General features: G+C 48.5%; 18 protein-coding genes and 1 other RNA gene. 5 read left to right on the forward strand and 14 right to left on the reverse strand.

Annotated features, from left to right (window positions below; genetic code table 11):
- Positions 1 to 2 precede the first annotated feature (2 nt).
- The 4 genes from FAY32_RS07555 to FAY32_RS07570 form a co-directional block, all read right to left on the reverse strand.
- A complete protein-coding gene (locus FAY32_RS07555; RefSeq protein WP_143462839.1) occupies positions 3 to 863 on the reverse strand; it encodes a GRP family sugar transporter in 861 nt (286 codons plus the stop codon).
- 182 nt (positions 864 to 1,045) lie between these two features.
- Complete coding sequence (locus tag FAY32_RS07560) at positions 1,046 to 2,194, reverse strand: class I SAM-dependent methyltransferase (RefSeq protein WP_143462840.1); 1,149 nt, start codon at positions 2,192 to 2,194, stop codon at positions 1,046 to 1,048.
- 63 nt (positions 2,195 to 2,257) lie between these two features.
- A complete protein-coding gene (locus FAY32_RS07565; RefSeq protein ID WP_143462841.1) occupies positions 2,258 to 3,727 on the reverse strand; it encodes a sensor histidine kinase in 1,470 nt (489 codons plus the stop codon).
- A 2-nt stretch (positions 3,728 to 3,729) separates the two neighbouring features.
- The gene (locus FAY32_RS07570; protein ID WP_143462842.1) at positions 3,730 to 4,455 is read right to left on the reverse strand and encodes a response regulator transcription factor; all 726 of its coding nucleotides are present in this window, start codon (positions 4,453 to 4,455) and stop codon (positions 3,730 to 3,732) included.
- Between the two features lie 274 nt (positions 4,456 to 4,729).
- Here FAY32_RS07570 and ssrA point away from each other — a divergent pair.
- Positions 4,730 to 5,100: a transfer-messenger RNA gene (gene ssrA / locus FAY32_RS07575) on the forward strand.
- A 203-nt stretch (positions 5,101 to 5,303) separates the two neighbouring features.
- On the opposite strand, the gene FAY32_RS07580 is transcribed toward ssrA, so the two are convergent.
- Positions 5,304 to 5,864 (reverse strand): TetR/AcrR family transcriptional regulator, encoded by a 561-nt coding sequence (locus FAY32_RS07580; protein ID WP_143462843.1) that lies wholly within the window; start codon positions 5,862 to 5,864, stop codon positions 5,304 to 5,306.
- Between the two features lie 257 nt (positions 5,865 to 6,121).
- On the opposite strand from FAY32_RS07580, the gene FAY32_RS07585 reads away from it, so the two are divergent.
- Both FAY32_RS07585 and FAY32_RS14980 read left to right on the forward strand, forming a co-directional pair.
- Complete coding sequence (locus tag FAY32_RS07585) at positions 6,122 to 7,519, forward strand: YhgE/Pip family protein (protein WP_143462844.1); 1,398 nt, start codon at positions 6,122 to 6,124, stop codon at positions 7,517 to 7,519.
- A gap of 384 nt (positions 7,520 to 7,903) precedes the next feature.
- Entirely contained in the window at positions 7,904 to 8,464 is a 561-nt protein-coding gene (locus FAY32_RS14980; RefSeq protein WP_263862546.1) for a C40 family peptidase, read from the forward strand.
- A 315-nt stretch (positions 8,465 to 8,779) separates the two neighbouring features.
- Here FAY32_RS14980 and FAY32_RS07595 read toward each other — a convergent pair whose 3' ends face one another.
- The 6 genes from FAY32_RS07595 to FAY32_RS07620 form a co-directional block, all read right to left on the reverse strand.
- Positions 8,780 to 9,718, reverse strand: a complete 939-nt coding sequence (locus FAY32_RS07595) for an anti sigma factor C-terminal domain-containing protein (RefSeq protein WP_225428308.1) — start codon at positions 9,716 to 9,718, stop codon at positions 8,780 to 8,782.
- A complete protein-coding gene (locus FAY32_RS07600; RefSeq protein WP_143462846.1) occupies positions 9,711 to 10,193 on the reverse strand; it encodes an RNA polymerase sigma factor in 483 nt (160 codons plus the stop codon). Before FAY32_RS07600 ends, FAY32_RS07595 begins: the two co-directional genes overlap by 8 nt.
- Before the next feature lie 257 nt (positions 10,194 to 10,450).
- Positions 10,451 to 11,839: a class II fumarate hydratase gene (locus FAY32_RS07605; protein ID WP_143462847.1), complete on the reverse strand. Its 1,389-nt coding sequence runs from the start codon at positions 11,837 to 11,839 to the stop codon at positions 10,451 to 10,453.
- 133 nt (positions 11,840 to 11,972) lie between these two features.
- Entirely contained in the window at positions 11,973 to 13,394 is a 1,422-nt protein-coding gene (locus tag FAY32_RS07610) for an anion permease (protein ID WP_143462848.1), read from the reverse strand.
- A gap of 372 nt (positions 13,395 to 13,766) precedes the next feature.
- On the reverse strand, positions 13,767 to 14,717 hold the full coding sequence (locus tag FAY32_RS07615) for an L-lactate dehydrogenase (protein ID WP_143462849.1): 951 nt from the start codon (positions 14,715 to 14,717) through the stop codon (positions 13,767 to 13,769).
- 200 nt (positions 14,718 to 14,917) lie between these two features.
- Positions 14,918 to 15,412: an alcohol dehydrogenase gene (locus FAY32_RS07620; RefSeq protein ID WP_143462850.1), complete on the reverse strand. Its 495-nt coding sequence runs from the start codon at positions 15,410 to 15,412 to the stop codon at positions 14,918 to 14,920.
- A 214-nt stretch (positions 15,413 to 15,626) separates the two neighbouring features.
- Between FAY32_RS07620 and FAY32_RS07625 the strand changes: the two genes are divergently transcribed.
- Positions 15,627 to 15,998 (forward strand): DUF1304 domain-containing protein, encoded by a 372-nt coding sequence (locus FAY32_RS07625; protein ID WP_143462851.1) that lies wholly within the window; start codon positions 15,627 to 15,629, stop codon positions 15,996 to 15,998.
- A gap of 574 nt (positions 15,999 to 16,572) precedes the next feature.
- Here the strand turns inward: FAY32_RS07625 and FAY32_RS07630 are convergent.
- A complete protein-coding gene (locus FAY32_RS07630) occupies positions 16,573 to 16,752 on the reverse strand; it encodes a hypothetical protein (RefSeq protein ID WP_143462852.1) in 180 nt (59 codons plus the stop codon).
- Between the two features lie 391 nt (positions 16,753 to 17,143).
- Between FAY32_RS07630 and FAY32_RS07635 the strand changes: the two genes are divergently transcribed.
- Complete coding sequence (locus FAY32_RS07635; protein WP_143462853.1) at positions 17,144 to 17,596, forward strand: OsmC family protein; 453 nt, start codon at positions 17,144 to 17,146, stop codon at positions 17,594 to 17,596.
- A gap of 59 nt (positions 17,597 to 17,655) precedes the next feature.
- Here FAY32_RS07635 and FAY32_RS14800 read toward each other — a convergent pair whose 3' ends face one another.
- Entirely contained in the window at positions 17,656 to 17,829 is a 174-nt protein-coding gene (locus FAY32_RS14800; RefSeq protein ID WP_191988161.1) for a hypothetical protein, read from the reverse strand.
- Between the two features lie 57 nt (positions 17,830 to 17,886).
- Positions 17,887 to 18,330 carry a MarR family winged helix-turn-helix transcriptional regulator gene (locus FAY32_RS07640; protein WP_143462854.1) on the reverse strand — a complete coding sequence of 148 codons (444 nt, stop codon included), beginning with the start codon at positions 18,328 to 18,330 and terminating at the stop codon, positions 17,887 to 17,889.
- Positions 18,331 to 18,526 lie beyond the last annotated feature (196 nt).

An 18,526-nucleotide genomic window follows, 5' to 3' on the forward strand; every position in this document is an offset into this window, starting at 1 on the left:
AACTATTTCATTATGCCGAGAGTTACCCCACCAGCAACGACTAAAAGTGACCCAATCGTAATGTAGACCATTTCACGACTAGTCTTCTTTTCACCCAGTAACCAGATGCTTCCGAACGTCGAGATAACAATCCCACATTGTGCCAGCGAGTAGCTAATCGCCAATCCAACCGATGGAATCGCCATGAACATAAAGAAGTTCCCAATGCCCCAGACCAGTCCGGTAATCATGTTCTTGGCAGTGGCCTTATGCCAAACCTTCTGCCGTGAGAACATGACGAAAATCAAGGCACCCAGAATCATCCCGATGGATTGTGGGAAAATAATGGTCTTCGATGAAATCCCAGACATGTTCACAATCACGGTGTAGAGCACATAACCAATCGTTGAGACAACGATTGCAACGGATCCCTTACCGGCTTCCATGTGTTCCGTACCAGCAACCGCTTTCTTATCACGCAAGGAGGTTAAAGCTGCACCGGCAATTAAGACGATAACAGCAATGGTGCCCATCGTGACCATCTTAGTGGTCTTCCATTCATGGAAGAGTAAGACACCGGCCAATGCCGTGCCGACTAATTGCAGACCAGTTGAAATTGGCACCGTTCGTGAAATACCAATAAACTTCATAGCCTGAAACTGTTCAAACTGTCCAACGGCCCAGCAGAGTCCAGAAGCAACCCCAACCAACATTGCCATCCCAGTCAATTGACTGTGGAAGTACACTAAGGAGAAAATCCCAAAGATGACGGCCCCGGCGGTCATCCCCAACGTTTGTTGGTAAGATGTCCCACCTAATCGACCACTAATTAATCCAATACTACCCCAACACACCGTTGGAATTAAAGCTAATAATACACCCATTTGTAAACCTCAACTCTCGTTTCAATTCTGACTTTTCTCTCTGTAAGCGCTTCTTAATTTGCAATAGTAAGTTTAAATGTTTCCATTCCAAAAGTAAACCATTGTTGTCTAAAAAAATACCGATTGGCAAGTGGTCTATCTTACCAATCGGTACTTATTATGCTAGTTTTCAATCGTTTTCATTAAACGACTAATAGTAGTAAACCCTTTAATGATTCACTGTGTCGGTCTGAAGGATTGCTTTGGAAATCGTCTGGTGACTGGAAAGTTGTGGAAACACTTACAGAACCGGTATAATTTTCAACGGCATCGTTTACCGTCTGCCGTAATCGTTTCAAATTGTACGTTGGTGTCGTCGTTGTGACCAGCACCTGTGAACCGGTATGGGTCAATTTCAACGCCTGTTCAAGGACTGCTTGCAGGTCTTGTTCCAAGGTAAAGGCCCGTTTCTTTCCCCGAACGAAAGCTGGTGGGTTGATGGCAATCGTGTCAAACGTCAACTGATGCTTCACGGCGTAGTCCAAATAGTTGGTCACATCCATGGTCCGCATTTCAACGGCGGCTTGATCCAGGTTGTTGGCATCTAATTGCGCTTGTGTCGCCGTTGTTGCCCGGTTCGTTGGATCAACGGTCACGGCTTCTACCGCACCACCGACCATCGCGGCCGTGACAACTCCTGTTTCGGCACTAAAGAGGTTCAATACACGCTTTTGGGCGCTGTCTGTCTTGACCCAGTCCCGAATGTCGCGGAACTCTAAAGCTAATTGTTGGCGCCCGGACGTCAAGTCAACGGGATAAGCAATGCCATTTTCCATGACGGTCATGGGTTGCTTGCCTAAATCCCCACGAACAAGTTGGGCCTTTTCCTGACCAGTGACCACGGAAACAATGGGGAAGGTCTTCCCCACGATTCGATCAAAGGCAGAGTAGATCAATCGTGACTGCTGCTTCAAGGCCTGATTTTCCCAACGGAAGACGTACACTCCGTTGTAAACGTCGATGATTAAGCCACCGAGATTATCCCCAACGCTGTTAAACAGCCGGTAAGCTGCTGCGTCAGCGAAGGCTGAGCGCCGAGCCAGTGCTGCCCGCAGTTTGCCAGCAAAGAACCGTTCGTCGATTGCTTCATTTTCCCGAAGACTCAGCACGTAGCCGATGCCTCGGTGTTGTTTTGCAAAGTAAGCTGTGGCGACGAAATGGCCGTGGTTTTCCAGTTGAATCCACGCGCCGTCCTCAAAGTCATTATGGTTTTCTAGGTCTGTTAAAGATACGATGGGATAGCCGTCCTCGAACTTACGGACGGATTTTCCGGTAATTTGTACTCGTTTCAAAAGTTTCCTCCTTAAATGGTTCCCCTCATTGTAACATGTCACGCGGTTCAGCACAGCTCCAGATTACTCGACTGGCTTGGCGCGTTCAGAATTCGTCTGATGTTGGTCGGGGAAAATGACGGTAAAGGTCGTGCCGACCCCTTCCTTACTGGTAGCACTGATCTTCCCGTGATGCAGTTGAACCAGCTGATGCACGATGGACAAGCCCAGACCGGACTCCCCATACTTGGTGTTCTTTCGTGACGGATCGGCCTTGTAATACCGTTCCCAAATGTTCTGAAGTTGCTTATCAGACATCCCCATTCCGGTATCGGCAACCTTCACGATAGTCTCTTCATACCCCCGTTGGGCAGAAATGGTAATATCCCCGTGCTGGGTAAACTGAATGGCGTTCTGGGTGATATTGAACATGATCTGGACAAACCGGTCGTAATCGGCATACACCGGAATTTCTTTAGGAGCCTGCAACTCCAGTGTATCCCCACTGTCATCAGCCTTTTGTTTCAGCTGTTCCACAATGTTATGGAGCGCATCGATAGCGTTAAACTCATGCAAATTGAGCATAATCTGGTCCGATCGAATCTTTTCGTAGTCCAAGTTCTCGTTGACCAAGCGAATCAGTCGACTGGTCTCACTACGCATGAGTTCGATACTTTCTTCCTTGCTCTCCTCAGGAATCGCATCGTAGGCCAATCCCTCTAACAGACCATTGATGGTGGTCAGTGGCGTCCGCATTTCGTGCGATGCATTGGCCATGAATTCCCGACGCCGTTCTTCCTGCCGCTGAATCTCTTCTTGTGAATCTTTCAACGAATGTGCCATGCCGTTAAAGTCGTTGATCAGGTCATCAATTTCGTCTCGATTACGGCTAGCCATTTGCACGTCATAATTTCCTTTCGCCACTTGATTGGTTGCTTTTCGTAGCCGATTAATTCGTGACGTGTAGTAGCGGGCCAAAATATAACTGGCGATGATTGCCACCAAACAAGAGACTAGCAGCGATTTGATCAGATTACGATTGATCTGGTTGACGTTAGTATTGATATCGGAGACGAAGGCCCCCATCACAACGACCGCAACCAGCTTATTATTATAGAAGTAAGGTTTCATCACTTCGGTCACCGCGGGACCCACCTGTCCGTTTTTATTGCGGACGCGTCGATCGACAACTTTGTGAATAATTTGATTATTCTTTAACTTCTTCCAATCGGAACGATCGATGGATTGTTGATAGACATTCGCCGGGAAAACGATCCGGTTCGACGCATTATAAATGGCCGTACTGACTGCTTGATTTTGCAACAACTGTTCACTATTCTCCAGCGCCGTCGTGTCAAAGTTAACGGTCTTGGGTTGCTGCGAGCTAATGCGTAACGATTGCTCAATTAGACTGTTGGAGTACTTCTCCAGAGAATTCCACGTATTGCTGTACACCATGTGCCGGGTCATCTGCGAATAGGACACGCCCATTAGAACCAGAATAATTGTGATGGCCGCAAAGAATCCCAACATTTGTTGATACATTAACTTCATTGTTAGTTTGCTCCACTATCGTCAAATTTATAACCCACCCCCCAAACCGTTTGGATAATCTGGGGACCAACCTTTTCGATTTTTTGCCGTAATTTTTTAATGTGGGCATCCACAGTACGTTCGTCACCGTAGTATTCGTAATCCCACACCAACTGCAGGAGTTGTTCCCGCGAGAAGACCTGGCGTGGCTTCTGGGCTAGCGTCTTGAGTAAATCGAATTCCTTAGGCGTTAAGTCTTGAATCTGCCGACCATTTAAATAGGCTTCGCGGGTCTTCGTGTTGAGCTTAAAATTCTCAGTGACCACGTCAAATGATTCCGTATCGTTCAATGGCTTAGGGGCCGACTGTGAAATTGGTCCCAGCTCGGCTCGTCGATGCAACGCCTTGATCCGGGCAATCAGCGTAATTGGGCTGAACGGCTTCGTGACGTAATCGTCCGCGCCCATTTCAAGGCCTAAAACCTGATCGCTTTCTGAATCCCGAGCCGTCAACATGATGATCGGCACAGTCGGCGAAAGCTTGCGAATCTCGGCGCTGACCTGCATACCGTCCATACCGGGCAAGTTCAGGTCTAGCGTGACCATATCCCAGTCATTGGGTGCGGCGGCAAACATCTCGACCGCCTCGTTGCCATCGTAGGCAAATTGCGCGTCCCACTGCTCCTTCTTAAAGAACATGGACATCATCTGTGATACTGAATGGTTGTCTTCAATCATTAATAACTTCATTGCTACCTCCAAAGGTTCAGTCTTTCACGTATTCGGAGCCGGCAAAAAGCTAGTGAGTCATAGTGTCTTGAACTTAACAGGTTAATCAGACATCCCCATGATAGAATCATGAAGTTTCTGTAACTTTTCGCCGGTCACTTATTTTTGGCCGTGTGGGCCCTTAATTACCTATTATACTATACCGTAGTCGTTGATATTTCCTTAAATTAGCTGCAACCGAACGAAATAGTTTTCACAACCGTTGAGGTATGCTACACTATATGAGTATCGTCATGGGGCCGTTCTGGATTCGACTGGTATAGGTTGAAGCTTGACTGCGCGTCGTAGCGGCATCTACGTTAAAAGGTCCAGTTTATTATAACTGCAAAAAATAATAACAATTCTTACGCTTTAGCTGCTTAATAGGCGCTTAACGTAGATCCTCCTAGGCTTGCCCGCGGTCTAGATCTGGGTCCTAAATTTAACGGGCTTACGCTAACGGCTCCCACCTGAAGTACGTTAGAAGAGATGAATCAGGTTAGCTGAGTATGTGGGCCCTGACAGGCGGCAAGTTATTCAGTGAAACTTTAAGTAGTCTGCCTATGCGTGTAGACGTTAAGTTGGCAATATGCTAGGACGCGGGTTCGATCCCCGCCGGCTCCATAAATGCCAGTACGTTTAAAACCTATGACGAGAAAAACCACATTCCTTCGCGAATGTGGTTTTTTGTACGGGCTTAAATCCAGCACCAATAAACCATCGATGAACAATGAACCGCCTCTCCCGTAAGTATACTGGGAAAGGCGGTTCATTTCATCATATGGTTACGAGGGTAGAGCGAAGCGACACCCTCAGAGAGTTTTTTGTACCTATTCTCCTCGTAACAACTGTTGCGGTGACAACTGACGACTCGCCGTGAAGATCTCGTACGCCTCCTGTGGCTGCTGAATTGGCTCTTGGGTCAACCAGAAGCACACAAAATCCCAGATTCCCTGCGTGACGATCTCCTGAGCAAAATTCACGGGAATCTTGGTATTAGCCACTGGTCGACCAATGACATTTGCAATGACCGGCTTAATTCGGGCTGCCAACTGCGAGGCCGGACTGTTGATCAGGGCGACAACCAATTGTCGTTGACGATAGAGATAGTTAAACATCTGCTGAAAGGCGTTTTTCTCACTATTGGTCTCAGTGTTGGGCTTCGGATAGCGCTCAAAGATAAGCTGAATCGCCGTGACCAAATCATTTTCATAGTGCGTTAGCAAATCAAACTTATCTAAATAGTGGAGGTAAAAGGTCCCACGATTGATCTGCGCCAGCTGACTTAACTGTTGGACCGTCAAGTGGTCAAATCCCTCCCGCATCACCAATTTAATAAAGGCTTGCTGAATTTTTCGTTCTGTACCGATCATTTTTAAATTCGTTTCCATGCCAATCATCCCCTCAACACCCCGTTGATTTTGTTATCAGCTTAAAACTTTTTGCAACTGCTGCCAATCGTCAATCTCACCAAATTTGTTGATTGCTTGCTAACTACCTATGCCACAGTTTCCCTTTGGTGCTCAGTAAACCACCTGCATTTCAACTCACCATGACCCCTTAAATTGTTGATTGCCCCATCAAAATTGTCCTGCTATTCTGTAACCGTTCAATCAACACCATGTTTATTTCAAAGGGGCGATTTCCAATGTTCAAAAGTGAATTGAAGTTTTTATATCACCATAAGATGATGCTCGTGGTTCTCCTCATGATTGCCATCATCCCCGCTATCTACTGCTATCTCTACCTCTCCTCAATGTGGAACACGTACGGTCATACCGATGACATCCCCGTTGCCGTCGTCAATCACGACCGCGCTGTCACCATTCATGGTCAAGCCATTGCGATTGGCCAGCAGCTTACTCATAATCTCGATAACTCTTCCTCACTAGACTTTCATCAGCTCAGTGCCCAGGCTGCCCACCGCCAGTTAAAGGCCGGTAAGCTCTACATGGTCGTCACCATTCCTCGAAAATTTTCTTACAACGCCACAACACTTCTCACGGCGGCTCCTCATCAAATGGTGCTTCACTACGACCTGAACTCCGGTGCTAACTACATCGTTTCCAAAATGACGACCGGGGCTAGCACCGCCATCACCAATAAGGTCAGTCATCAGGTGACTCAGCTGGAGACTAAGGTTCTTCTAACTGCACTAAATGGTGCTACTGCAGGCATGACCCGGGCTGCCGGTGGCAGTACACAATTAGCGACCGGGTCACAACAACTCCTAGCCGGCAATCAAAAATTGCTAGCTGCTACTGCACCATTGAAAAGTATCGCGTTGACCACTGGCCTCACCGCCACTCAACACGGCTTAACCCAAGTTCAAATGGGCAGTCAGGCTTTGAGTCGGTCCTTAACCAGTGGTAGCTTGCGTTTAGCGACCATTGCCACGCGACCAACCACGGCGGATGCATTGGCGACCCCCGTTGTCGCGGCCACCCACGATATTGCTAGTGTACCGAACAACGGAACAGGCATGGCGCCATTTGCCATCGCCATTGGCCTCTATGTTGGCGGCATTGCGTTAGGCACCATGTATGATGGCCGCCGCACCTACAGCGATCCACACTCTGCATTCGCTTGGTGGGGCAGTAAAGCTGGCATTATCGCTGGGGTCGCCCTCTTACAGAGTGGCTTGCTTGATTTTACCTTACATCAGGCAAACGCCCTCACCACCCGCTCTAACGCTCGGCTATTTGCCGCCATCTTACTGGGATCACTACTCTTCTTATCACTCATCTTCTGCCTTCGCTTACTACTCGGTGGCTTTGGGACTTGGCTCATTTCCATTGTCCTGGTCATGCAATTAGCGAGCTCTGGTGGCCTGTACCCACTCCCACTCGTCAGCAGCTTTGCCCAAGCACTCAATCCCTGGCTGCCCATGACCTATCTGATTCAGGTCCTGCGCTCAGCCATTTCGACCAACATCAGCTTGCCCAATGCTTGGCTAATTATGATATTAATGACGGTTGGGTTTAACCTGTTGATCATGCTTCGGTTCCACCTGGATTTGAAGCGGAATCCCCTCACCCACGCTTAACCATTTACATTTTAAAAATCAAACTGGGTTTGGGATAGCTATCTCAGACCCAGTTTGTGTGTTAACTTTGGTTGAGATGCACGCTCCAAGCTAAACAACGCCGATTTCTTCTTTATTTACCCACCGCGTACAGCTTAGCATGGCCATCTCCACAGAAGCGCGGACCGACCTTCAATTTTCATGTTTGCCTAACTAAGTGCAATGATCAGCCTACAAGTTATTAATGAGGCGTAACATCTCTCGTCATTAAATTGTCGTCCAGTCTTTACTTAACTGAAACGGCGGCGCAACGTGACTTCCCTAAACTAATAGTTGTAGTCGTCATCGCAGACTACCAAATACTTAATCATTGGAGTGAACACTATCAATACCACTACGAAAATTTTGATCAGCACATTCGGGGCCGCAGCCCTGTTCCTATCCGGGGCCACAACGGCTTCCGCACATATGTCAACCGCAACTGGGACTGCCGGAACCCAGCCAACCACGCAGGTCAGTTCACCGGCGACCACGACCAGCCATTCAACTCATACGACGGCTACCCAGACAGCCTACCACCATCAAGCCACGGCCAACACAGCCGCTCAATCGGCCACAGTGACTGGTGGTAACGGTGTCGCGACTGCGTTAGCCATCGCTAACAGCGGCACCCCTTACGTTTACGGTGGGAGTACCACTGCCGGCTTCGACTGTTCTGGTTTGGTCCAATATGCTTTGGGCCTGAGTGCTCGGACAACTTATCAACAAACCCAACTGGGCACACACCACTACGATGTGGCCAATGCGCCAGCTGGGGCTATCCTCTTCTGGGGTTCAGAAACGGCTCCTTATCACGATGCCATCTCTTTAGGTAACGGAACCTACGTTGCCGCGCAAAACGAGAATGACGGTATTGGTGTCTTTAGTCAAACTTACTGGGCACCTAGCTACTACATCGTCCTTTAGTAAAAATTCGATAGCGTGGATATATCTACGTTTAACGCAAAAGTCTGGAACATTACTCAAAAATCAGTTTTTTCAGAAGGCGGGATTGGCCATATTTTCTTCTGAGAAAACTGATTTTATTTTTTGCCATTATCATATCGAAACGTGCGCTACCAGGCAGTTTGTTGCGCTTAACCCGAGACCAGAAATTATACCAAAACCCGGCATAACCTCTGGTCTCACGTTAATGCTCGCAAACTAACCGCCTGATGTCCCACTCTGCCATGTACAGCTATTATTGACGGTTGAAGCGATCATTAACTGCGACAACTCATTCTATTTGATCACCGATCGTTGCTGAAAAAAACCAGCCGAGCTTGAATAGATCCAACTTGCATCAACCAGTGGCTTAAAGTTCTCACTGTCCCCCGTGACAATGACTCCTGAAAACTTAGCCGTCTTTAAGGTTGGATTTTGTTGCGCGTACGTCTTGGCATATTTGTGCAGGCTAAAGTTATTATAGCTACTATCCCAGCCTAGTTTAACGAACTCTGTTAAGGCCCGGTGAAAGCTCTGGTAGTCATTTTCATCCTTCGTTTGTCGTAAATGGCCTTGTGCATCTGCCTGCACACCTAAATAATTATTATCCATAAACGTGGCGTCGGCCTTGGGGCTCACGCCGGCCCAGTACCAGACAGCATGCAGTTTCTTCGGTAAACGTTGTTGAATCTGTGCGTAGGTCAGGGGACGTTCAAAAGAAACGGCTACTTCGGCAACGGCGCCCTTGCTCCCAGCTACTTTGTCAATATCGGTAGCACGCTTAATGTCCGGTTGCTTGACCTGTGGGTTGTAAAAAAGTGGCACCTTATGTTGTGTCAATCGATCATAGGCGGCCGTTGTTGTCTCATCCACCGCATTCATCGTTTCGCTTGATTGATTGCCCAACCAACTCCAGGAGTATGCCTGCACCATTGGTGACCACGACTCCCGATAGCCTTCGATTTCCTTATAACGATGGCTCGTCACCTTGCCGCCCATAAAGTTCGTATCCGCTAGATAGCGGTCACTAACCGTAATGTTGGGGGCCATCACTTGCGCGGCCAATTCCATAAAATGATCATCCGCCTTAGATGCTTTTCCGGCTTGTTTTTGCGTCAACCAGTATCCGCCGATGGCCGCCAAAAATAGGACGACTATGCTGATTCCAATGGTGATTAACCAGCGTGTGATCTTTACCCGAATGGCTAACCGGCGAAATTGTTTCTCGTCATTCATTTTGTTCACTCCTCGTCATAATCTTTTCTAACTTCTTGTGGACCCGATGCAACCGCATTTTAACCGCACCTGGCCGAACCTTTAACTGAGCTGCCACTTGTGCGATCGACAAGCTTTGGTCATAACGCAGCAATAATAAATGGCGTTCCTTAGATGACAATTGCGCCATTGCTTGTTCAACTCCCGAATCCACCGGTTGTGGTGGTATCATGGCTGCCGGTCCAAGATAGCGCGTGACTAAATCCTGATAACGTTGGGTGCGACGATAATAATCCAAGTAAGTTGACCAAGCAACCCGATACATGTAGGGACGCAACTTATCTGCCGGCAGGACCAATTGCATCTCTAATAATTTAACGAAAACATCCTGGACGATGTCCGCCGCAACATCGCTTTGTGCTCCCCGACTCACCAAATAGCGCTGAAGTTCTACGGCCATCTGTGCCATTTGATTTTCATATTGCTGTAATCGCATGTCAACCTCCTCCCCTTACACCTATGTAACGAATGAGTTGGTAAAAAGTAACGGTTCATTTTTGATTTTTTTAAATCTGTCCGCTTCAGTATACGGGAAAACGGGGGTACTAGGAATCCATCTGGAAATTTCCCGTCAAAAAAAGAAGCCTTGCCTATCGCTTGGCTTCCCTGCTAAGAACTATCGCTAAGTTTATTGACCGACTGCGACCACCCCGCACTTCCCTATTCACGTTTCTAACGTTGCTTAACCGATCACTAGTTCTCTTCTCGATTCAAGTTCGTCATGGCCAACGGATCGACCCATTCGTCAAACTGTGCTGCCGTGACCGCCCCCGACTTCAGCGCCGCCACACGCAAGGTCGTCCCATTCTTTTCCGCTGCCTGCGCAATTTCTGCGCTGGCATGGTAGCCGATGTGGGGCGATAACGCCGTGACCGTCATCAGTGAGTTGTCGACGAGTGACTGCATGTGTTCGGCATTGACCGTCAATCCGTGGACTAATTTTGTTGTAAAGCCAGTCAGCGTGCCTTGGAGTAAGTCCGTGGACTCCAAGAAGGTTGCCAACAGAACTGGCTTATACACGTTCATTTCAAAGTTCCCCTGCGAGGCGGCAACCGTGATGGTGACGTCATTACCCATGACTCGCGTTGCCGCCATCGTTAATGCTTCTGCCTGAGTGGGATTGACCTTCCCAGGCATGATTGACGACCCTGGTTCATTTGCCGGAATATTCAGTTCGTTATAACCCGCCCGGGGACCACTCGCCAAAAAGCGGATGTCATTCGCAATTTTCAAGAGATCACTCGCCAGCGTTTTAATCGCGCCGTGAACGACATTCAACCCGGAGTGGGCCGCCAAACCAAAGAACTTATTCGTGCGAGCCGTAAACGTTTGACCATACGCTTGACTTAGCTGTTCCGCCACCGCTATGTCGAATCCCGGTGCAGCGTTCAATCCCGTGCCAACGGCCGTGCCGCCAATTGGCAGTTCCAGTAGTGTATCCGCCAACGACTGCAGGTAGCCCAAATCATGTTCCAACATGCTGACCCAACCACTGACTTCCTGACCAAATGTTAAGGGCGTCGCATCCTGTAAATGGGTGCGCCCAATCTTAACCACCCGCCAATAGGTTTGTTGCTTCACTTTTAACTCATCGATAAGTTTCTGAACGCTCGTTTCCAACCCTACGACGGCCATGCGTGACGTCACCGCCATTGCCGTGGGAAACGTATCATTTGAACTTTGTCCGTGATTGACGTCGTCGTTGGGCAGCACGCCACTGGTTGGCTCATACGCCATGGTTTGGTGGGCAATGACCTCGTTGACGTTCATATTCGTCTGCGTCCCAGACCCCGTCTGATACACGTGTAACGGAAAATCTGGCCGCAACTGAGCATCCGGTAAGGCCAGCAACTCATCAGCCGCCCGAATAATCAGTTGGGCCTTAGCTTCTTGCAGTTCACCCAGATCACGATTGGCGACCGCCGCCGCCCGTTTCAGCTGTAGCAATGCTCGAATCACTGGCATCGGCATCAGTGGGCCCGTTGTAAAATTGTGGCGGCTCCGTTCCGTTTGCGGTCCCCATAGCGCATTCTCCGGTACGTTGACCGTTCCCAATGTATCTGCTTCTTGACGGTATTTCATCACAGTCTTCCTCTCAGTTTTGTCGTTAAATTTAGCATACCCATTATGACAACGTGTCGTCAACTATTCCGGCCCACAGCAAAAAAGAAGTCCCGCTAGTTTCCCACGGACTTCTCTTCGTCACTGAATCGCATTACCACATGCCGATCATCTTTAACCACAACGACCCAATGCCAAACCACACAAGAATGTAGAACACCCCAAGAATGGCGTTCATCCGCCACCAGTCATTTTGTTTCACATAACCCGTTCCAAATAAAATCGTGGCTGGTCCACTGGCGTAGTGCGTCGTGGAACTAAACAGCGCCCCACAAGTTGCGAGTAACATTGCCGCCAAGGTCGGGGGCACCCCCGCAGAAATTGCGACTCCTAGTAGCGCCGCATACATGGCGCTCACGTGAGCGGTGCCACTCGCAAACAGGTAGTGGGAGTAGAAATAAAATAGCAGCAGAATTGCTAATACGAAGATCCAATTGATCCCATGAAGACTGCCACCCAGCGTTTTGGATAACCAGGGAATAAAACCCAGTTTATTTAACTCGGTCGCCATAAAGATTAAAATGGAAAACCAAATCAGCGTGCTCCAAGCACCCTTTTCATTTAAAATATCGTCGACCGTCAGCACCCCGCAGACCACCAGAATGGTGACGGCCAGAAAAGCAACCAGCGTGGCATCCATGCCAATAAAACTGGATGCGATCCAGAGTATCAGCGCTAGTGCGAAGACGGCGCACATGATTTTCTCGGCGCGGCTCATCGGCCCCATTTTAGCCAGTTCCGCTTCCGCCCATGGCTTGGCATTAGGCGTATCTTTAATCTCCGGTGGGTACATTTTGTAAATTAAGAACGGTACAGCAATCAAGCTGATGACGCCGGGAACGATTCCCGCTAAAAACCAGCCCATCCAAGTCAGCGTGACGTGATCTGCTTTAGCCAACGAAACCGCCAACAGGTTCGGGGCCATGGCCGTCATAAACATCCCCGACGTAATCACGTTTGCCTGAAACGCAGTGAAGGTTAGGAAGGAGCCAATTTTGCGTTCCGTTCCCTCCTTAGGCGTCGACCCAAAAGTCGCCGCCAGCGAGTCAATAATCGGATAGACAATCCCACCAGCCCGGGCCGTATTACTAGGTGTCGCCGCAGCCGTCAGCAGGTCGACACCCATTAATGAATAGGCCAGGCCCAGTGTCTTCTTGCCAAATAATCGAACGAAGATCAAGGCGACTCGGCGACCAAACCCCGTTTTTATAAAGCCCCGCGATAAACAGTACGCCATCACAATTAGCCAAACGGTCTTGTTGCCAAAACCTTCAACGGCCACATCCATGGGAACAACGCCGAATAAGACCGTCACCGTAAAACCAACTAAGGCGACACCAGCAATCGGTAGTGGTTGCGTGATGCACCCAATAATCGTCGCCACAAAAATCGCCAAAATATGCCAAGCTGCTAGCGAAACACCAACTGGCTTAACGGGTACCGCTAACCAGATAACGAGCCCCACCAGCAGTGGCCAAAAGAATTTGCGATACTTAATATTCGCTAATGATGCCATGTGACTTCCCCCTTACGCGCCTATGCCAATATCAGTTGCCAATCGCGTTTGGTCAAAGGTCTCTCTGGGCATTTAACCGTTCCTGTTGCTCATCCTACCGTGTTTTGCCGTAAAGGGGCTGGCGGAACCGGTTGCCAAAAATTAGGTTCCCCCGCTGAGCTAATTAACCTGCCAGTCATGGGGCGAAGCTTGCATTTTCCAACCCTTAGCCAGGCAGCTTAAATTAATAATTGAACCATCCCCAGACTATTTGGTAATTATTCTGGTATAGCATCACTCCCTATTTTCCCAATATAAATTCGACAACACGAAAGGAGCTGCCTTAACGCTGACAACTCCTTTCGTGTTTCAATTATTTAAGCTATATCGCCGTTAACTCGCAAATGCAGCCGACAGCACCGATTGCACGGCGCCGGCGGAATGGGCCATCTTTTCTTGTTCCTCAGGGCTCAACGGGAGTTCCAAAATGTGATCAATGCCATTCGCATTAATGACTGCCGGTGTTCCCAAATACAGGCCATGCTGATGATACTGCCCATCAAGGTAAGCGCCCACTGGTAACACCGCATTCTCATTAGCCAGAATGGCCCGGCTGATACGGGCCAAACACGTCGCAACGCCATAAAAGGTCGCTCCCTTCAAGCCAATAATTTTGCCACCTTTAGTGCGCGCCGCTGCTTCTATATCCATCAATTCTTGATTCGTAATGCCCCGCTGCTGCGCAATCTCTAACAGTGGTCGTCCCCCCAGCCTTCCCGCACAGAGCGCCGCAAACTCAGTATCCCCATGTTCACCAATCACATTGACCTCCAGTTGTTGTGGCGCCACTTGGAGGCGTTTCGCTAATGCCACTTTGAAACGGGCCGTATCGAGGGACGTTCCCGTTCCAATCACTCTAGCTGGGGGAAATCCTGACAATCGCTGTGTGGCAGCCGTCAAAATATCAACAGGATTGGCCGCAACTAGGAAGATCCCGGCAAATCCGCTGGCCACGATGGGTGTGACGATCGACCGCAAAATTTTCAAGTTCTTATTCACCAAATCCAACCGGGTCTCACCAGGTTGTCGGGGAACACCCGCCGTGATGACAACGAGGTCAGCATCACGGGCATCCGCATAAGTCCCCGGTCGTACCGTTTTAGGCGTTGACCACAGTTGCGTGTCCTCCAGATCCAAACTATCCCCGACACAGTGTTTCTCTGCAATATCCACAATCACCAGTTCATCCATCACTGGCTGCTGCAACATCAGCAACGCATACGATGACCCAACAGCGCCATCCCCGACCAAAACAACCTTTTGGTGTCGCGTTTGATTGAACATGGGTCCCCATTCCCCTCTCCAAAATATTCTCACTATCGACGTGATGGTTAAATTTCAGCTCGACTATAACACAGCGGGGCTAAAACACAATTGATTCGGACTTTGGAACGAGGGGCCAAACCTGTAACCACCAAAAAAGTCGGCCCCCAACAGGACCGACTCACTTGGCTTCTATTACTTTGCTGGTGAATCCGCTGAATTTAGCCTTCAGCCGAGGCCTTTAAGTTTAACTCGTTTTGCTTTGCCAATTTTTGTTCCGCTTCCTTACGCGCAGCAACAGCATCGTAAAATTCTGTAAACGTCTGGTTTAAGATGTAACGACCATGGTAGAATAGACGTGCGGCCCACTTGCCAGAGCGCTTATCAAAGCTAACGCCGATAACGCCTGAAATGTTGCGGGAGCTAATCTTAGTTAAGGCTGCAACGTTAGAGCCATTCACTAATGGCAAATTGGTCGCATTGCCAATCTGCTTCCGGGTCCGTGGATCCTTGGTCAACCGAGCCTTACTAATGTCACGCCGGTAACAGCCACAGCTCACCGTGATTCCGTGACGCAGCCGATAACTATCCACTGTAACTAAATTACCACAGCTACACTTACACAGCCACGTTGCGTTACCATTCTTCGCGGTGCCATCTCGTCGAATAACCGTCAGTCTGCCGAATTGTTGTCCACTTAAGTCTAGGAGTCTCATGGGTAATTCCTCCATTCAAAATTTCATAAGGTCTGTCATGACGCCATTCTCCCCGCGAATGACCCAAGCTCCCCTGACGTAAATATCCTCACTTAACTATTCTACACGCCAAACTAAAAATTAGCTTAAAGTAAGAAACATTTCTAGTCTCAACCGCTTATCCAACGATTCTTTACTCTACTATACTAGATTTTATAAAGGGAAGGCAATTATCATGACTATAATTTTAACCATCTTAATCTATTTCGTCGCAATTGAGCATCTGGGCATCATGGGCATCGAAATCTGGGGCACCCCCACCAAGCAAGCTGAGCTATTTGGCATGCCACTAAGTTTTATTAAACAACCGCAAGCCAAAGCTGCGCTCGCCAATATGGGCATCTACAACGGCATGCTCGGCCTCACCCTCGGGTTGACGCCCCTATTTCTCTCTGGTCATAATCAGCTCGTTATGACGGCATTACTTCTTTTATTTGTGATTGTTGTCGCAATTTTCGGCAGTTTGACCGTAAAAAAGCAGATTTTTTGGTTCCAGGGAATGCCGGCATTAGTGACGTTTCTCGTTTTACTAACTCAGTTAGTTTAACCGAATCTTTAATTTTGTGGTTTACAGACCCGGCTCGCCACGTTATAATGAACTTACATATTCAGGTGAGAGCCTGCCACGGGTCTTCAATCGTTGGAGGAGTTAATTGACATTTAGCCATTATTAACACCGTTGAAGCCGTACACATACTTCTATTCTGCTGGTTGCGTCCTTACGTAACTAGCTTTTTTATTGCCAAAATTTACACAAAGCGGGCCTGAGACAAAAATCACAAATCAGTTTTTTGCCCTTATGGTGTCGAAACTAACCGCCTTATGTCCCACTCTGTTTTAGACGCCAAATACCGATAATCAAAACATGGGACAAAAAGCTGTCAATGAACGTTGACCACTTTTTGTCCCATGTTGTTTGGCTAATAACTACTTGCCACTATCCAGAGGCTGACCATGTGATAGATCACATCAACCATCACACCTAAAAAGGCCACACCACCGAGGTAATAGACATAATACACTGCTGGATGCTTCACTGTTGTCGCCCCCCTTTGTAACCTCATAAGCTTACCATGGGACGGTTCTAACTCAGTCAAACGGCCTTCAGTAACGCCAGTAGCTTAACCAACCGGCGCGACTTCACGGCGTTTCGCAGCAGCCATAATGGCTTCCTGCTCAGCAATGGTGGCGGTGAACTGTCGCATCAGATCCCGCTCAACCACTTGGGCACCGTGTTGCTTGGCCCGCCAAGTAATCATTTGAAACTTCTTTTTTTCTTCCGACAGCTTTTCTGTTAACATATGGCTCCCCCCAAATACGCTTCGCCAGTGTTCTACTGCTTGTCCCCTACATTATAAGCATATTCCGCTAAGCGGTCTACCCCTATAAGTCATTTATTACAAAATATTTACATAAACCCTTTAACCTCAGTACCGGTGAAATCATTGATATTTGTCCGGATTAATTGTGCCTATTTATTAATAAAATAATCGGACAAATCGAAATTGGTATACCTGGTAAGTGCAACCGTTTGTCACAATGCTAAACCTTAGTTTGGCACAACTGTTTAATGAATAAACGGTCATTGGTTTACCCTATCGGAAAGCCCTTACATTTTCTGCCGAATTCATTGTTTTTTTCAGCTAACCGGCGTAGTCTTAAGTTAAATCATTAAGAAAGAAGCTGACGCTGATGGCAATTGATCGTGAAAAATTCCCGCCCCTCTACCGCACCGTCGCTAACAATGACGACGGGCTTGAGAGCCACTCCTATGTTCCCGGTGGGCTAGACGTGCTGACGAGTCACCCACTTGAAGATGTGCCTGGCGCTAATCCCGAACAGTTTATCGGTCTGGCGCTGAGTACTTGCCTTAACGCCACCCTTGAAGCTATCGAGAAGAAGCGGGAACTCCCACATACTTCACAAGTCCATACCATTGTAGAAATGGCCCGGGACCGCCGCGGTTTTCAATTCTATCTGACAGCTGAGGTCAAAATTCCCGGTGTCGATCTGGAAACGGCAACTGCCATGGTCGATCTGGCTGAACGGCGTTGCCCGGTTGCCAAGTTATTGCATGGTAGTGATAACGTTCAGGTTAAGCTCGTCCAGGAGTTTACGCCAGTCACCGCTGTCGATGCGGGTTAAGCGTTCGGCACGCAAAAAGGGCCACACTTCCCGCAATGGGATCGTGTGGCCCTCTTCATTTAACGCCGGTTCAACCGGTCCTTTACGCGTTCCCACAATGACCGCTGTGTTGGTTCCCCATACACGAACGACCGCGATTTTCGTGGCGACCGTTTGTCATCGTGACCATCGTCCATGAAGACAATCTTGCGCCAGCGCTTGGCCTCTTCGTCACTCATGCGCTTTTTGCTCATTGACTTCAATCTCCTTTTTCCCCAACGCTAGTCCGCTGGGCTCTCTGTAGCCGTAACCTATTTCTTCATGCGGGTAATCTGGCTGAACTCCCGGATGAAGTTCAAAATTTCGTGGGCCCGGTCATCGCCATAAACGTCGACCCATCCCTGAAAGCGACTATTGATGCGCTGCCGAATGACGCGCTCCGCCTTAGCGCCTGCGGGTGTCGCCAACAGGTAAAGCCGCCGCCGATCATTCTCATCAGGTTGCTGCCGCAGATATCCCTGCTTCAACAACACTTTGATCTGCCGCGAAATGGCGCTACGCGTAACTTGCCGTTTACTAGCAATGTCCATTAGCGTCACGTCTTTATTCTGCGTAATATCACGCAAAATCAAATACTGCTCGAACGAAAGATGAAACTCCTTAGCGGGCTCAGAAACAAACTCGTCCAGATATTTGAGTGAACTCATGTAGACGTCAATAAAAGCGTCTAGTAATGATTCTTCTCGTTCAGCCATACTATCCCACCTACATTTCTCAAAATACGATTTTTATCTTAGCATTTACGCTTACTAAATACCAGCCTTTTTCCTAGCGTTTCCCCAGTGGTCTGGACCAACCTATGTTAAACTATAAGTAGCGCTATGGCCGGGTTTAGTTCGCCTAGTGAGCGACTTGCGTTGTCTGAATGGTGACTAGGCAATGGGTGATCAG

Source organism: Levilactobacillus enshiensis, from assembly GCF_007115095.1.
Lineage (GTDB): Bacteria > Bacillota > Bacilli > Lactobacillales > Lactobacillaceae > Levilactobacillus > Levilactobacillus enshiensis.

Coding starts and splice junctions, on each gene's coding strand:
- FAY32_RS07555 (WP_143462839.1), bottom strand. CDS start 863: ATGGGTGTATTATTAGCTTTAATTCCAACGGTGTGTTGGGGTAGTATT.
- FAY32_RS07565 (WP_143462841.1), bottom strand. CDS start 3,727: ATGAAGTTAATGTATCAACAAATGTTGGGATTCTTTGCGGCCATCACA.
- FAY32_RS07570 (WP_143462842.1), bottom strand. CDS start 4,455: ATGAAGTTATTAATGATTGAAGACAACCATTCAGTATCACAGATGATG.
- FAY32_RS07580 (WP_143462843.1), bottom strand. CDS start 5,864: ATGGAAACGAATTTAAAAATGATCGGTACAGAACGAAAAATTCAGCAA.
- FAY32_RS07585 (WP_143462844.1), top strand. CDS start 6,122: ATGTTCAAAAGTGAATTGAAGTTTTTATATCACCATAAGATGATGCTC.
- FAY32_RS07595 (WP_225428308.1), bottom strand. CDS start 9,718: ATGAATGACGAGAAACAATTTCGCCGGTTAGCCATTCGGGTAAAGATC.
- FAY32_RS07600 (WP_143462846.1), bottom strand. CDS start 10,193: ATGCGATTACAGCAATATGAAAATCAAATGGCACAGATGGCCGTAGAA.
- FAY32_RS07605 (WP_143462847.1), bottom strand. CDS start 11,839: ATGAAATACCGTCAAGAAGCAGATACATTGGGAACGGTCAACGTACCG.
- FAY32_RS07610 (WP_143462848.1), bottom strand. CDS start 13,394: ATGGCATCATTAGCGAATATTAAGTATCGCAAATTCTTTTGGCCACTG.
- FAY32_RS07615 (WP_143462849.1), bottom strand. CDS start 14,717: ATGTTCAATCAAACGCGACACCAAAAGGTTGTTTTGGTCGGGGATGGC.
- FAY32_RS07620 (WP_143462850.1), bottom strand. CDS start 15,412: ATGAGACTCCTAGACTTAAGTGGACAACAATTCGGCAGACTGACGGTT.
- FAY32_RS07625 (WP_143462851.1), top strand. CDS start 15,627: ATGACTATAATTTTAACCATCTTAATCTATTTCGTCGCAATTGAGCAT.
- FAY32_RS07630 (WP_143462852.1), bottom strand. CDS start 16,752: ATGTTAACAGAAAAGCTGTCGGAAGAAAAAAAGAAGTTTCAAATGATT.
- FAY32_RS07635 (WP_143462853.1), top strand. CDS start 17,144: ATGGCAATTGATCGTGAAAAATTCCCGCCCCTCTACCGCACCGTCGCT.
- FAY32_RS14800 (WP_191988161.1), bottom strand. CDS start 17,829: ATGAGCAAAAAGCGCATGAGTGACGAAGAGGCCAAGCGCTGGCGCAAG.
- FAY32_RS07640 (WP_143462854.1), bottom strand. CDS start 18,330: ATGGCTGAACGAGAAGAATCATTACTAGACGCTTTTATTGACGTCTAC.